Source organism: Faecalibacterium prausnitzii, assembly GCF_003324185.1.
GTDB classification, from domain to species: Bacteria; Bacillota; Clostridia; order Oscillospirales; family Ruminococcaceae; genus Faecalibacterium; species Faecalibacterium prausnitzii.
Genome location: NZ_PXUP01000007.1, coordinates 1 through 12,846, shown reverse-complemented (window position 1 = coordinate 12,846; position 12,846 = coordinate 1). Strand labels below are relative to the sequence as shown.

The following is a 12,846-nucleotide window of genomic DNA, read 5'->3' as shown; positions in this document are numbered from 1 at the left end:
TACCCATGATACGAGTGCTGCATTCGGTCAGCAATATGGACCGCGGCGGGATCGAGACCATGCTGATGAACTACTACCGGCATATCGACCGCGAAAAGGTCCAGTTTGATTTTATCGTCAACAAGCAAAAGCCCGGCGATTACGACGACGAGATCCGCCGTCTGGGCGGGCATATCTACCAGAGTCCGGGATTAAACCCGCTGCACTACCCGGCGTATCTGCGCTTTGTGCAGCAGACCGTGGCCGCAGACCCCGCATCCGCATCCTGCACGCCCACAACGAGGCGATGGGGCTTTATGCCCTGAAGGGTGCAGAGAAGGCCGGGCTGCAAGTGCGCATTGCCCACGCCCATAACATCTGGATCGTCCGGGACTACAAGTGGCCGCTGAAGATGTTCTGTAAACAGTTGCTGCCCGGCGCCGCCACCCACCTGTGGGCCTGCGGCCGGGATGCGGGCATCTACTACTTTGGCAAAGCGGACTGGGAGCGCCGGGGACAGATCATTCCCAACGCCATCGAGCCGGAGACCTTCCGCTTCTCCCCCGCCGTCCGCGCCGAAATGCGGGCGCGCTACGGGCTGGAAGACCGGGTGGTTCTGGGTCATGTAGGCCGCTTTGATGTCCGCAAGAACCACGAGCGTCTATTGGAGATCTTTGCCGCCTTTTTGCAGCTGGAGCCCCGGGCGATGCTGGTGCTCATTGGTACCGGCAGGCTGGAGCAGGCTGTCCGTGCACAGGCGCAGGAACTGGGCATCACAGACCACATCCTGTTTGCCGGGTTGCAAAGCAATGTGGCCGACTGGTACCAGATGATGGATCTCTTCGTCATGCCCTCCCGCTTTGAGGGTCTGCCGGTGGTGGGGATCGAGGCGCAAGCCGCTGGGCTGGGGTGCGTATTTTCGGACGCAGTGCCGGCGGAGGTGCTGCTTTCTTCCCATGCCATCCAGATCCCGCTTTCCGCCAGCAATGCAGACTGGGCAGCAGGCTTGCAGCGGATGCTCCACCAGCCCTGCGACCGATCTGCTGGTGCAGAACTGATCCGACAGGCTGGCTACGATATCAACATCGCCGCCGCCCGCTTACAGCAGCAGTACCTGCAACTGGGAGGGCAGGCGTAGCCCCCCGGCGGCTGCGGGAACACCCACAATAAAAGGAGAGCCCTTTTCATGCGCACATTGGATCAGATCCTGACCAAAAAGGATTACAGCCGGAAAACTCCGGCCTCTTTGTTTTATAAGGACAGCCCACTGTGGCAAAAACTGCTGACCATCGGTTGCGTGGTCTTTTTGGCCGGTGCCGGGCTGGGAGAGTGGAAACCAATCAACAGCGCAGTGGGCGGCCTTCCCAAAGCCATCTCTCTGGGGGTGATCGGGCTGGCAATGCTGTACACCCTGTTTTACCCGGACGAAAAGCGTCTCCGGGAGTTATGGAAGCCTACCCTGCTTTATATGTCCCTGATGGCGGTGCTGTTTTTCTGGTCGATGGTCATCTGGATCGAAAGCTTTGCCGCAGTGTCTTCCATGATCCGAAGCTGCTCCAAGATCGTGTTCCAGAGTATTGCCATCCTCACTGCCGTGGCGCTGGTCTATCTGTTCCGGGAAAAAGCCATCGAGCTGTTTACCATCAGCATCTGCATTGCCAACACGGCCATCATGCTGCTGAGTATTCCTGGCTACGGTTTTGCAGCCAGCATCCAGTCTCTCGTTACCTGTCTGATCACCTTCGGTGATGCGGATGGCTATGCGCTGCAGCTGGAGATTCACGACCTGACCTTTGTGTTCGGGCAGATGATCTTGTACTACGCCGTTTTTGCTCCTCGTACTACCCGGCAGGAAAAGCGCAAGCGCTGGCTGTATCTGCTGCTCTGCTGCTGGTTTTTTCTGGTCGGCATGAAGCGCATCGCCATCCCGGCGGTGGTTCTGTTCGTCCTGATCGCTCTGCTTCTCCGCAAGCGCAAAGTCCCCGGCTGGTTTTACCCGGCAGTGGGCGTCTGCTGTATCCTGTTTTTTCTGGCATTCCTCTACTGTGTGCGCTACGGTGTTATTTCAAGGTTGCTGAACAGTTTTGGCATTGACATGATGGGACGGGACTACCTGTGGAGCATGGCGAACCCCTACTATGAATTTTCTATCACATATATCGGCCGCGGTTTTGAATATGTGGACACCATCATCGCCCAGTGGTATAATGACGGGCTCATCAACCAGCCTTACCCCTTCCACAACGACATCCTGAAGGTCTTTGTAGAGGTAGGCTTTCCGGGTTTTCTGCTCTGGTCCAGCATCCAGTATGTTCTGGCTCCGCTGTTCTGGCAGCGCTATGCAGACCAAGAGACCACGTTGCTGTATCTGTCCGAGCTAGGCTATATGACGGTGACCTACCTGACCGATAATACCGCCTTTTATTTCTGGAGCACGATGGCGCTGCGTCTGGTGACGCTTGCCTACGCCATGGAGCGCAAAAAGCCCCCGGAACCCAAGGTGTGGATGCCGGACAGTCGGCAGGAGATGCGGGACCGCATCCATATTCTGATGAAGGAAGTGTGACGGCAAGGAGTGAAAACAATGCCCTGTATCTCGTTTATAGTGCCTGTTTATAATATGGAGCGCCTGCTGCCCCGGGCGCTGCGCTCACTGCGGGCGCAGACTTTGACCGACTTCGAGGCCATTCTCATCAACGATGGCTCCAAGGACGGCAGCGCCGCGCTGTGTGCACAGGCTGTTGCCGAGGATGCGCGCTTTCGCTTCATCGACCAGCCCAACGGCGGCGTAGCCGCTGCCCGCAACGCGGGTCTGGATGCAGCCCGGGGCGAGTATATCTTCTTTCTGGATCCGGATGACTGGGTAGAGCCGGATGCGGCAGAAGTGCTGTATCATGCCGCCCGGAATGCTGATGCGGACTGCGTGGAGTTTGGGCTGTATCTGGACAGCTATGATGAAAATGACCGGCTGCTGCACACGCAGACCAGCGGCAGCACCCTCTCCGGCGTGTACCGGGGCGCGCCCTTCAGGGAACATTTCGACGAGACGGCGTCCTCGTATCTGGTCACCAATAAGCTGTTCCGCCGGGCGTTTCTGGAGCAGCATCGGCTGCGTTTCTCCTGCCATCAGCTGGGGGAGGACGGGCTGTTCTTTGTAGCCTTTTATCGTCAAAATCCCGGCTGTCTGGTGGTGCTGGAAAAGCCGCTGTACCACTACACCGCTGCCCGGCGGGGCAGCCTGTCCAACAGCTACCACCCGGAGCGTCTGGAGGATAACTTTTATCTCAGCGATGCAGTGTGGGACACCGTTGCCGCGTGGGGCTTACAGGACAGCCCCATGCACCGCGCAAAGGCGAGCTACTGCACGATCCGCGACCTGATGATGGGAATCAAGAATCTTGGATGCAGCCCGCTTTCCCTTGCAGAGCAGACTGCTTGGCTGCGCAGTACCCTGCAAAAGCCCCGGGTGCGCACGGCGGTGCGCAGCACCCCACTGCACGCCATGCAGAGCCGGAACGACCAGGTAAAGCTGTTGCTGCTCAAGCTGCGGCTATGCCGCGCGGTGCTGCTGCTCTCGGGCGCAAATCAGCGTAAGAATACCTGAAGAGAAACGCAAAAATCCCCCCGCTGCCGACTGGCAGCGGGGGGATTTGTTACCGATTTAAATGAAAATCAACGCTTAGTTCTGCTTCATGCGAGCGAAGCAGTCAGAGCAGTAGACCGGACGGTCCTCACGGGGCTGGAAGGGAACCTTGCAGGCCTTGCCGCAAGCTGCGCAGACAGCGTCGAACATCTGACGCTCGCCGCTGTTGCTGCGTGCGCCGCCGTTCTTGCGGGCGTCACGGCAGGGCTTGCAGCGCTGGGGCTGGTTCTCGAAGCCGCGAGAAGCGTAGAACTCCTGCTCGCCGGCAGTCCAAACAAATTCCTTACCGCAGTCCTTGCAGACCAGAGTCTTGTCTTCAAACATAGTAGTATCTCCTCTTTAGTTAGTTCTTGCCCACGGAAGGATTGTAACCATACCTTTGGTTTTGGGACCATCGCGCTGATCAGTAAGCTTACCAGGGGCTTGAATAGATAAACGCCCTCGGATTGAGGACTTTCCTATTGTACCGTTATTTTTGAGATTTGTCAACCAAAAAACAACCGTTCGCCCTTTTATTTGTACACATGGCACAAACCGACAGCATATATTTGGGTAAAATCACCGCCGGAAGATAGAAAAGCGGCGCGCCGCACAGGTTATGTGCAGCGGCAGATAATTTATGATTTGCGGTTCAGAAACACCTGCGGGTGTTTCTGAACCACTTTTTCATACAAGCAAAAAGGGGCTGCCGCACATTCTGTGCAGCAGCCCCTGCAAAGCCCTTTGGGAAAAGCTTACTTCTCGATGACTTCCTTGGTGTCGCGGGCGATCATCAGCTCCTCGTCGGTAGCAATGACCAGCGTGCGCACCTTTGCGCCCCAAGCGGTGATCTCGCACACATCGCCAACAGGGTGCTTGTTCTTCTCGGTGTCGATGCGGATGCCCAGCCAATCCATGTGGTGGCAGATCTTTGCACGGGCAATGGCATCGTGCTCGCCGATGCCGCCGGTAAAGACGATGGCATCCACGCCGCCCATAGCTGCAATGTAGCTGCCGATGGTCTTTTTGATCTGGTAGTTCAGCATATCGGAAGCCAGCTGTGCGCGCTTGTTGCCGGCCGCGGCAGCCTCTTCCACATCGCGCTTATCGCTGGAAACACCGGAGATGCCCAGCAGGCCGGACTTCTTGTTCAGGATCTCGTCCAGCTCGTGGCCGGTGATGTTCAGGGTGTACTTCAGGTAGTTGACCACAGAGGGGTCCAGGTCGCCGCAGCGGGTGCCCATCATCAGGCCGGCCAGCGGGGTCATGCCCATGGAGGTATCCACCACCTTGCCCTGATCGACTGCGGCAATGGAAGAACCGTTGCCCAGATGGCAGGTGATCAGCTTCAGGCGCTCAATGGGCTCTTCCAGATACTCGGCTGCCTTGTGGGCAACGTACTTGTGGCTGGTGCCGTGGAAGCCGTAGCGGCGCACGCCGTACTTCTCATAGTACTCGTAGGGGATGGCGTACATATAAGCCTTCGGCGGCATGGTGCTGTGGAAGGCGGTGTCGAACACAGCCACCATGGGAATGTTGCCGAACACCTTGCGGGCGGCCTCGATACCCAGAATACCGGCGGGGTTGTGCAGAGGAGCCAGCGGGCTCAGCTCACGCAGAGTGTTGATGACCTCATCGGTGATCAGGCAGCTGCTCTTGAACTTCTCGCCGCCGTGCACAACGCGGTGGCCGATGGCGTCGATCTCGCTCACGTCATTGATGCACTTGCCTGCACCGGTGGTCATCTTCTTCACGACCTCGGCAAAAGCCTCGGTGTGGGTGGGGAAGATTGCCGGGGTGGTAGCCTTGGTGCCGTTGGCCTCGTGAGTGATCATGCTGCTCTCCATGCCAATGCGCTCGCACAGGCCTTTGCACAGCACCTTTTCGCCGTCCATATCGATCAGCTGATACTTCAGGGAAGAAGAACCGCAGTTAATAACCAGAATCTTCATCTGTGTTGCCTCCTGAAAATTTTTGTACCGTCCGCAGCCTAAAAACCTGCGGACAGAATTTTACAGATTCCTATGTTTATTATATAATAGGTGTGGCGGCTTTTCAAGGCGCAACCCGGGCAAAGCGGTAAAACTTGTGTACAAGGTTTTTGTATATCCTGCCCACAAATCCCGGAAACAGCAGGATTTTTCTGTATATCCGATATAAATTTAACAATCTGTTGGCGAAAAGGAGCAGTTCCATGAAGTTTGCAGGCATCATTGCGGAGTACGACCCCTTCCACAACGGCCACGCATGGCAGCTGGCGCAGGCGCGGGCGCTGGGGGCGCAGCGGGTGGCCGTTGCCATGAGCTGCGGGCTTACCCAGCGGGGCGCGCTGCCGCTGCTGCCGGAGGCGGTGCGGGTGCAGGCGGCGCTGGCCTGCGGAGCAGACCTTGTGTTTGCCCTGCCCGCGCCCTGCGCCTGCGCCGGTGCCGAGGCCTTTGCCCGGGCGGGGGTGCGCATTCTGGCCGCTGCCGGGTGCGACGCACTGGTCTTTGGGGCAGAGACCCCGGACACCGCCCTGCTGCAAAAAGCTGCCCGGGTGCTGTGCAGCGAGGACTACCGCGCTGCGCTCAGGCAGCAGCTTGCCGCTGGGGCGCGCAGCTTTGCCGCCGCCCGGCAGGCGGCGGTGCAGGCGCTGTGCCCGGGGGCAGACATCGCCGCACTGCTGGACAAGCCCAACAATAATCTTGCCGTAGAGTATTGTAAAGCCATCATAGAACAGAATGTAGAAATGCAGCCCATCGCCCTGCCCCGGCAGGGCGCAGACCACGGGCAGGCGCTGACCGAAAGTGCTCATGCAGCCTTTGCCAGCGCCAGTGCCCTGCGGGCACTCTGGGCGGAGGGCGGCGCGGCGGCACTGGCACCTTATGTGCCGCAAAAGGCGCTGAAACTGTATAAACAAGAAGAATATGACGGAAAGTATACAGATTTTGTGATCATGGGGCACTGCGAGCTGGCACTGCTGCGGGCAGCCTGCGCAGGGCAAGCTCCCTTTGCCGCAGTGCGCGGGGTATCCGAGGGGTTGGAGCACCGGCTGGAAAATGCTGTGCGGAAGACCGCAAGTCTGCCCGCTTTGCTGGACGCCCTGACCACCGTGCGTTACCCCCGGGCGCGGATGCGGCGGCTGGCAATGGATGCGGCGCTGGGCTACACCGCCCAGACCCCGGCGCTGCCGCCCTATCTGCACCTGCTGGGCGCACGCAAGGAGGCTCTGCCCCTGCCCGGGGAAACGGCGCTGCCGCTGTCCCACTCGCTGGCGCGGCTGGCGCGGGAAAACGAGACCTGCGCCCAAATGGCTGCCGACCAGAGCAGAGCCAGCGACCTTGGTGCGCTGTGCCGGACAAAACCGGAGCCGATGGGCGGAATATATCGTCAAAAAATTATCTTTTTGACGAATTGACAAAAAATAACGCCAAAAATTTTATATTGTACCCTCTTGTATCCGGCGCAGTTCGGGTGTATGATTAGAGTAATGCAATGTTGGATACAACGAACCTGTAAAAACGACTGTCCCCGCAGGGGAAACACAAGGAGGAACCCATGGCACTTCATGTTCTGGACGAAGCCAACCGCTGCCTCGGCTGCAAAAAGCCGATGTGTCAGGAGGGCTGCCCCATCCACACCAATATCCCGGAGGTCATCCGTCTGCTCAAGGCAAACCAGATGGACGATGCAGGCCGGATGCTGTTTGAAAACAACCCTCTGACCACTGTGTGCAGTCTGGTGTGCAACCACGAAAAGCAGTGCGAGGGCCACTGCATCCGCAACCGGATGCCCAGCCACGACCCGGTGCACTTTTCCATCATCGAGGACTATATCTCCACCACCTACGCCAACAAGATGACCGCAGGCCCTGCCCCGAAAAACGGCATGAAGGCTGCTGTGGTGGGCTCCGGCCCGGCAGGCCTGACCATCGCAGTGCTGCTGGCACGCTGGGGCTACGATGTGACCATTTTTGACGCCCGGGATAAGATCGGCGGCGTGATGCGTTACGGCATCCCCAACTACCGCCTGCCGGACAGTGTGCTGGACGATTTCCAGTATCGTCATCTGGAGCTGAAGGGCATCAAGGTGCGCCCCAATACTACCATCGGCAAGACCATTACCATCGACGATCTGTTCCGCGACGGCTACAAGAGCGTGTTCATCGGCGCCGGTCTGTGGAAGGCCAACGCCATGCACATCAAGGGCGAGAGCCTTGGCAACGTGGCTTTCGGCATCGACTATCTGGCAAACTCCAAGGCCTTCCGTCTGGGCGATGACGTGGCTGTCATCGGCGTGGGCAACTCCGCCATGGACTGCGCCCGCACTGCCATCCGCAACGGTGCCCGCCACGTTACCTGCTACGCCCGCCGGGACGAAAGCTGCATCAGCGCCTCCGAGTACGAGGTGAGCTACGCTAAGCTGGAGGGCGTGGGCTTCCGGTTCTGCAAGGCACCGGTGGAGATCCGCGAGGACGGCCTGATCTGCCGCGACACCGTCAAGGGCGAGGATGGCAAGTTTACGCAGGTAGAGGGCAGCGAGACTTTTTACCCCCACACCGGCGTCATCGTGTCGGTCAGTCAGGGTTCTGAGAGCAACCTCGTCAAGACCACGACCGGCATCGAGACCAACCAGAAGGGTCTGCTGAGCGTCAGCGAGGACGGCCGCACCACCCGCGAGGGCGTATTTGCCGGCGGCGACGCCGTCATGGGCGCACGCACCGTGGTGGAGGCTGTGGCTGTTGCCAAGAAGGTGGCTGTCGCCATGGACGAATATATGAAGAGCCTGCCCGCCGACACCACTGCTGACCCCTATGCCGACATCCCGGTGTTCCAGACCCCTACCTCTGACGTGCTGGCAAAGCAGCAATTATAATAAATAGTAAGGCGGGAAGGTCCGTGGACCTTCCCGCCTTACTATTTATTTTTATAACTTATAACATTACCCGCAGGGTAAACTGCCCGTCCTTGGCGGCAAAGCTGGTCAGGCCGCCGTACCGCTCCGAGATGGCGCAGATGCTGCGCACTCCAAGCCCGTGACCGGTGCGGTAGGTGCTGGCGCGCTGCTGGGAAAGGCGCAGCGCCTCGATCTCGCGCATGGCCTGCGTAACTTGCAGGTTCAGGCTGGTCTGTAACTGCTCCATCTGGATGCGCTGCCGCTCCACCCGGGAGGCGCGCAAAATGGAGCACAGAAAGGCTGCACAGCACACAAAGAACATGAACTCCACCGCCGCCGGGTTCGCCTCGGACAAAAGGCTGGTGTAGACATGGGTGATGTAGTCAAAAAGATAGCCCACCAGCGGCACGATGCCGAACTGGCACTGCACCGAGGCCGGGTAGTGGGAAAGCTGCCGCATGGAGGGTGCAACGAAGCGGATGAACAGCAGCAGCAGCGGCAGGGTGAACAGCAGCTCTGCCACCGGCTGCACCAGCGGATGCTGCGGGAGGAACAGTGCCACCGCCAGCGCCACCCAGCGTGCGCCCCTGCACCTCGCAGTATTCCAGACTGTCCAGCGTAATGCGGGTCACGCCGCTTTTGCAGCGCAGGATCAGGCTGTGCTGGGTGCGCTTGCGGCACTCGGCCAGCACAGCATCGGTAAGGCGGAAAAAGCTGTCCTTCCAGATGGGCTTGAGCTGGTAGTAGTATGCGCCTACCACATAGGACTGTACGGCAAATTCCGAAGAAGAAGTCACAAAGATGATCTGCACCGCCGTGTCATACCGGCGGATCTCCCGGGCGGCATTGATGCCGTTGATGCCGGGCATGAGCACATCCAAAAACAGCACATCAAAGCGCACCCCGGCCTCGATATCCGCCAGAAGCTCCATGGGCTTTGTATAGGGGGCCAGCTCCAGCTGCACCCCCCGCAGGGTGCGGTACTGCTCCAGAAAATCCTGCATCTGATGCAGCAGCGCGGCATCGTCATCACAGAAAGCGATCCGGGTCATAGCAAAGAAATCCTTTCCGAACAAAAAATCCACCCCTTAACGATACCACATCCGTGCCGTTTCGTCACATCTTTTTCGCAAATTTGCAAGCTTTTTATATCCCCGGCGGCTGCACCGCGCACCCTTTCGGCAGAGTGTTCAACGGCAGCGCGGTCCCCTTGTGCAGAACCTCCAAAAATCGCGCAGAAGCTTGTATTTTGCCTGCGGAGCGTGTACAATAAGCACAGAATATGTTTGCGCAGAGCAGGAGAGCGACAGACAGAGCAGATAGCTTTGTTTGGTGCGCTCTTTTTTGTTTTGCGCTCAAGCTTCAGAGCAAGGAGAGAAGATCATGAGCCAGACCAAATATATCCTCTCACTGGATCAGGGCACTACCAGCAGCCGGGCGATCCTGTTTGACAACGAGCAGAACATCGTCTGCGTGCAGCAGCGGGAATTTGAGCAGATCTACCCCCATCAGGGCTGGGTGGAGCACAACCCCATGGAGATCTGGTCCAGCCAGTACGGCGTGATGAACGAGGTGATCGCCCAAAGCGGCGTGGACCCCAGAGACATTGCGGGCATCGGCATCACCAACCAGCGCGAGACCACCATCCTGTGGGACAAGAACACCGGACGCCCGGTGTATAACGCCATCGTCTGGCAGTGCCGCCGCACCGCGCCCCTTGTGGACGAGCTGCTCAAGACCCCCGGCATGGCGGACTACATCCGGGAAAACACCGGCCTTGTGCCGGACGCCTATTTCTCTGCCACCAAGATCAAGTGGATCCTGGAAAACGTCCCCGGTGCGCGGGAAAAGGCCGAGGCCGGGGAGCTTTTGTTCGGTACGGTGGACACTTGGCTGGTCTGGAAGCTGACCGGCGGCAAGGTGCACGTTACCGACCGCACCAACGCCAGCCGCACCATGCTGTACAACATCCGCACGCTGGACTGGGACGACACCCTGCTCAAGGCGCTGGACATCCCCCGCTGCATCCTGCCCAGCGTGAAGGACTCCAGCGAGGTGTACGGCTACACCAACATTCAGGGCGTGGACGTACCGGTGGCCGGTATTGCGGGCGACCAGCAGGCTGCGCTGTTCGGGCAGGGCTGCTTTAAGCCCGGCGACGTGAAAAACACCTACGGCACCGGCTGTTTCCTGTTGATGAACACCGGCAACAAGATCTACCAGAGCAAGAACGGTCTGGTCACCACCATCGCCATCAGCCTTGACGGCGAGGTAGAATATGCGCTGGAAGGCTCCGTCTTTGTGGGTGGCGCGGTCATCCAGTGGATCCGGGACGGGATGCACCTGATCCAGGACAGCTGCGATTCCGAGTACTACGCCCAGAAGGTGCCGGACAACGGCGGCGTGTACATCGTGCCCGCCTTTACCGGTCTGGGCGCACCTTACTGGGATATGTACGCCCGGGGTGCCATTCTGGGCATCACCCGCGGCACCACCCAGAACCACATCATCCGCGCAGCAGAGGAATCCATCGCCTACCAGAGCGCCGACCTGATGTGGGCCATGGAGAAGGACACCGACATCACCATCAGCACCCTGAAGGTGGACGGCGGTGCCAGCCGCGACCACTTCCTGATGCAGTTCCAGTCCGACATCCTGAACAAGGAAGTGCTGCGCCCCGCCATTCGGGAGACTACCGCCCTTGGCGCGGCGTATCTGGCCGGCCTTGCCACCGGCGTGTGGAAGAGCCGGGAGGAGATCAGCCACCTGTGGAGCTGCAACCAGCTGTTTGAGCCAAAAATGGACGCCGCCCAGCGGGAAAAGTTGGTCAGGGGCTGGCACAAGGCCGTGGGCCGCAGTCAGGACTGGGCCGAGCACGAGGTGTAAGGCAGGAAAAAGTTTGACAGGATAACATTATAATACCCCCGGCAGGCTGCCACCGTAATGGTGATTGCCTGCCGGGGGTGTTTTAGTGGAGCATTGTATCACGAAATGACTACGGATGCAAGACGGATAATTCTGATGGTGAGGGCAAGACGGATAATTCTGATGGTGAGGGCAAGAACCGTCCCGTGGCCACAAATTTTCAATTCTTGAAAATTTCCAGCCCCTTGGGACGGCTTCTTGTTGGGGTGTGCCTGCTCCAAACCTTGCTTCATAATATCGATCATGACCGATCAACGACTGATTTATAGTAATTGCCAAAGTCTGCAAGTGCATTGACGATTGGTAACATTTCCATTCCGAGATCGGTCAACCCATATTCTACTTTGGGAGGATTTTCGTGATAATCACGGCGGTAGGCAAGCCCATCATCAATCATCTGTCTTAAGCTCTCGGTCAAAACTTTCTGCGAGATCCCGTCGATGCTTCTTTGCAACTCATTGAATCTCCATGGACGCTCTTTCAGATTGCGCAGAAGCAAGAGTTTCCATTTTCCGCCAATCAGGGATACTGCTGTTGCAACCGGACATTCCGGCAATTCTTCTTTTGTACGCATATCAGTCACCTCTGTATGTAGTATATCACATTCATTTTTGAGTGTACAGTTACAAAAAAGTGCGTACTTGTTTTTGAATGTGCAAGATTCTATACTTAGCGCAGGCAATGAAAGATTGCGAATCAAAATGGAGGTGCTTACAATGGCAAGCTACACAAAAATGACAGTTGGAAAAGAAAATCGGACGGAGCTTCATGAAAAGCTCGCCCTGACTGGTGCGGAGATCAGCCTGAATACGCTTCCTGCGGGAGCAAATGTTCCGTTTGTCCACTCCCACAAGGCAAATGAGGAAATCTACGGTGTTCTTTCCGGCAAAGGCAAGGTCGTTATCGATGGCGAAGAAATCAGCCTTGCAGCAGGCGACTGGCTGAAGATTTCTCCCATGGCAAAACGTCAGTTCTTTGCTGCAAGCAATTCTGAGATCACTTATATTTGTATTCAGGTCAAGGAGAATTCTCTCGAAGGCTATACTGCAACGGATGCTGTGATCTACTGATAAAACATATCAAAACAAAAGGCAGGATACCACTACCATAGTGATACCCTGCCTTTGCTTATTTTTGTTCTCGTCCTGTCACAACAAAAAATCCCCGAACCGAATGGTCTGGCGGCATCTTTCTTGGTAGACATTCCTACGCGTTGGAAACCGCGCACTAATCAAAGCCCTGCTAGGGCTTTGATTGCCTTCGCTGCGCTCGGCACGTGCTGTTCGAGTCCTGTACCGTCCTGCTCTGACGCAGGTTAGTGGATGACGCAACAAAAAAGCCCCTGACCGAAGTCAGGGACTCTTGTTTTGGTGGAGCATTGTCCACAGCACTCGAACCCAACACTTCCTCACGGGTGACCGTTTTGGCATCATCCGTGAAGTTGA

The 12,846-nt window shown here is 57.7% G+C and carries 14 protein-coding genes; 8 read left to right on the top strand and 6 right to left on the bottom strand.

What is annotated here, in order from left to right:
* Positions 1-5 precede the first annotated feature (5 nt).
* From C7J97_RS05935 to C7J97_RS05920, 4 genes are read left to right on the top strand one after another with little or no spacing between them, the layout of a single operon-like run.
* On the top strand, positions 6-305 hold the full coding sequence (locus C7J97_RS05935) for a glycosyltransferase family 1 protein (RefSeq protein WP_147232749.1): 300 nt from the start codon (positions 6-8) through the stop codon (positions 303-305).
* Positions 287-1,117, top strand: a complete 831-nt coding sequence (locus tag C7J97_RS05930) for a glycosyltransferase (protein ID WP_113992265.1) — start codon at positions 287-289, stop codon at positions 1,115-1,117. Before C7J97_RS05935 ends, C7J97_RS05930 begins: the two co-directional genes overlap by 19 nt.
* 48 nt (positions 1,118-1,165) lie before the next feature.
* Complete coding sequence (locus C7J97_RS05925; RefSeq protein ID WP_113992264.1) at positions 1,166-2,545, top strand: O-antigen ligase family protein; 1,380 nt, start codon at positions 1,166-1,168, stop codon at positions 2,543-2,545.
* Between the two features lie 18 nt (positions 2,546-2,563).
* Positions 2,564-3,583 carry a glycosyltransferase family 2 protein gene (locus tag C7J97_RS05920; RefSeq protein ID WP_113992263.1) on the top strand — a complete coding sequence of 340 codons (1,020 nt, stop codon included), beginning with the start codon at positions 2,564-2,566 and terminating at the stop codon, positions 3,581-3,583.
* A gap of 75 nt (positions 3,584-3,658) precedes the next feature.
* Here the strand turns inward: C7J97_RS05920 and C7J97_RS05915 are convergent, their stop codons facing one another.
* Together C7J97_RS05915 and C7J97_RS05910 are read right to left on the bottom strand one after the other, a co-directional pair.
* Positions 3,659-3,946 (bottom strand): zinc-ribbon domain containing protein, encoded by a 288-nt coding sequence (locus C7J97_RS05915; protein WP_005921120.1) that lies wholly within the window; start codon positions 3,944-3,946, stop codon positions 3,659-3,661.
* A gap of 410 nt (positions 3,947-4,356) precedes the next feature.
* On the bottom strand, positions 4,357-5,553 hold the full coding sequence (locus C7J97_RS05910; RefSeq protein WP_005921122.1) for an acetate/propionate family kinase: 1,197 nt from the start codon (positions 5,551-5,553) through the stop codon (positions 4,357-4,359).
* A 242-nt stretch (positions 5,554-5,795) separates the two neighbouring features.
* Between C7J97_RS05910 and C7J97_RS05905 the strand changes: the two genes are divergently transcribed.
* Together C7J97_RS05905 and C7J97_RS05900 are read left to right on the top strand one after the other, a co-directional pair.
* Positions 5,796-6,998 (top strand): nucleotidyltransferase family protein, encoded by a 1,203-nt coding sequence (locus tag C7J97_RS05905; protein WP_113992262.1) that lies wholly within the window; start codon positions 5,796-5,798, stop codon positions 6,996-6,998.
* Positions 6,999-7,138: 140 nt separating this feature from the next.
* On the top strand, positions 7,139-8,455 hold the full coding sequence (locus tag C7J97_RS05900) for an NAD(P)-dependent oxidoreductase (protein ID WP_113992261.1): 1,317 nt from the start codon (positions 7,139-7,141) through the stop codon (positions 8,453-8,455).
* A gap of 58 nt (positions 8,456-8,513) precedes the next feature.
* Here the strand turns inward: C7J97_RS05900 and C7J97_RS05895 are convergent, their stop codons facing one another.
* Together C7J97_RS05895 and C7J97_RS05890 are read right to left on the bottom strand one after the other, a co-directional pair.
* A complete protein-coding gene (locus tag C7J97_RS05895; protein ID WP_113992260.1) occupies positions 8,514-8,936 on the bottom strand; it encodes a GHKL domain-containing protein in 423 nt (140 codons plus the stop codon).
* Positions 8,860-9,528 (bottom strand): LytR/AlgR family response regulator transcription factor, encoded by a 669-nt coding sequence (locus C7J97_RS05890; RefSeq protein ID WP_242983447.1) that lies wholly within the window; start codon positions 9,526-9,528, stop codon positions 8,860-8,862. Before C7J97_RS05890 ends, C7J97_RS05895 begins: the two co-directional genes overlap by 77 nt.
* A 331-nt stretch (positions 9,529-9,859) precedes the next feature.
* Between C7J97_RS05890 and glpK the strand changes: the two genes are divergently transcribed.
* The gene (gene glpK, locus C7J97_RS05885) at positions 9,860-11,362 is read left to right on the top strand and encodes a glycerol kinase GlpK (RefSeq protein ID WP_113992259.1); all 1,503 of its coding nucleotides are present in this window, start codon (positions 9,860-9,862) and stop codon (positions 11,360-11,362) included.
* A 98-nt stretch (positions 11,363-11,460) separates the two neighbouring features.
* On the opposite strand, the gene C7J97_RS15195 is transcribed toward glpK, so the two are convergent.
* Together C7J97_RS15195 and C7J97_RS05875 are read right to left on the bottom strand one after the other, a co-directional pair.
* The gene (locus C7J97_RS15195) at positions 11,461-11,646 is read right to left on the bottom strand and encodes a hypothetical protein (RefSeq protein WP_113992258.1); all 186 of its coding nucleotides are present in this window, start codon (positions 11,644-11,646) and stop codon (positions 11,461-11,463) included.
* On the bottom strand, positions 11,643-11,975 hold the full coding sequence (locus C7J97_RS05875; protein ID WP_112149201.1) for a winged helix-turn-helix transcriptional regulator: 333 nt from the start codon (positions 11,973-11,975) through the stop codon (positions 11,643-11,645). The genes C7J97_RS15195 and C7J97_RS05875 overlap by 4 nt, the downstream gene beginning before the upstream one ends.
* Before the next feature lie 142 nt (positions 11,976-12,117).
* Here C7J97_RS05875 and C7J97_RS05870 point away from each other — a divergent pair, with 142 nt between their 5' ends.
* Positions 12,118-12,471: a cupin domain-containing protein gene (locus tag C7J97_RS05870; protein WP_113992257.1), complete on the top strand. Its 354-nt coding sequence runs from the start codon at positions 12,118-12,120 to the stop codon at positions 12,469-12,471.
* Positions 12,472-12,846: the final 375 nt, after the last annotated feature.

Excerpts from the sequence above, each read along its gene's own strand:
- C7J97_RS05905 (WP_113992262.1), top strand. The coding sequence starts at position 5,796 with ATGAAGTTTGCAGGCATCATTGCGGAGTACGACCCCTTCCACAACGGC.
- C7J97_RS05925 (WP_113992264.1), top strand. The coding sequence starts at position 1,166 with ATGCGCACATTGGATCAGATCCTGACCAAAAAGGATTACAGCCGGAAA.
- C7J97_RS05930 (WP_113992265.1), top strand. The coding sequence starts at position 287 with ATGGGGCTTTATGCCCTGAAGGGTGCAGAGAAGGCCGGGCTGCAAGTG.
- C7J97_RS05910 (WP_005921122.1), bottom strand. The coding sequence starts at position 5,553 with ATGAAGATTCTGGTTATTAACTGCGGTTCTTCTTCCCTGAAGTATCAG.
- C7J97_RS05935 (WP_147232749.1), top strand. The coding sequence starts at position 6 with ATGATACGAGTGCTGCATTCGGTCAGCAATATGGACCGCGGCGGGATC.
- glpK (WP_113992259.1), top strand. The coding sequence starts at position 9,860 with ATGAGCCAGACCAAATATATCCTCTCACTGGATCAGGGCACTACCAGC.
- C7J97_RS05915 (WP_005921120.1), bottom strand. The coding sequence starts at position 3,946 with ATGTTTGAAGACAAGACTCTGGTCTGCAAGGACTGCGGTAAGGAATTT.
- C7J97_RS05875 (WP_112149201.1), bottom strand. The coding sequence starts at position 11,975 with ATGCGTACAAAAGAAGAATTGCCGGAATGTCCGGTTGCAACAGCAGTA.
- C7J97_RS05895 (WP_113992260.1), bottom strand. The coding sequence starts at position 8,936 with ATGCGGCAGCTTTCCCACTACCCGGCCTCGGTGCAGTGCCAGTTCGGC.
- C7J97_RS05870 (WP_113992257.1), top strand. The coding sequence starts at position 12,118 with ATGGCAAGCTACACAAAAATGACAGTTGGAAAAGAAAATCGGACGGAG.
- C7J97_RS05900 (WP_113992261.1), top strand. The coding sequence starts at position 7,139 with ATGGCACTTCATGTTCTGGACGAAGCCAACCGCTGCCTCGGCTGCAAA.
- C7J97_RS05920 (WP_113992263.1), top strand. The coding sequence starts at position 2,564 with ATGCCCTGTATCTCGTTTATAGTGCCTGTTTATAATATGGAGCGCCTG.
- C7J97_RS15195 (WP_113992258.1), bottom strand. The coding sequence starts at position 11,646 with ATGATCGATATTATGAAGCAAGGTTTGGAGCAGGCACACCCCAACAAG.
- C7J97_RS05890 (WP_242983447.1), bottom strand. The coding sequence starts at position 9,528 with ATGACCCGGATCGCTTTCTGTGATGACGATGCCGCGCTGCTGCATCAG.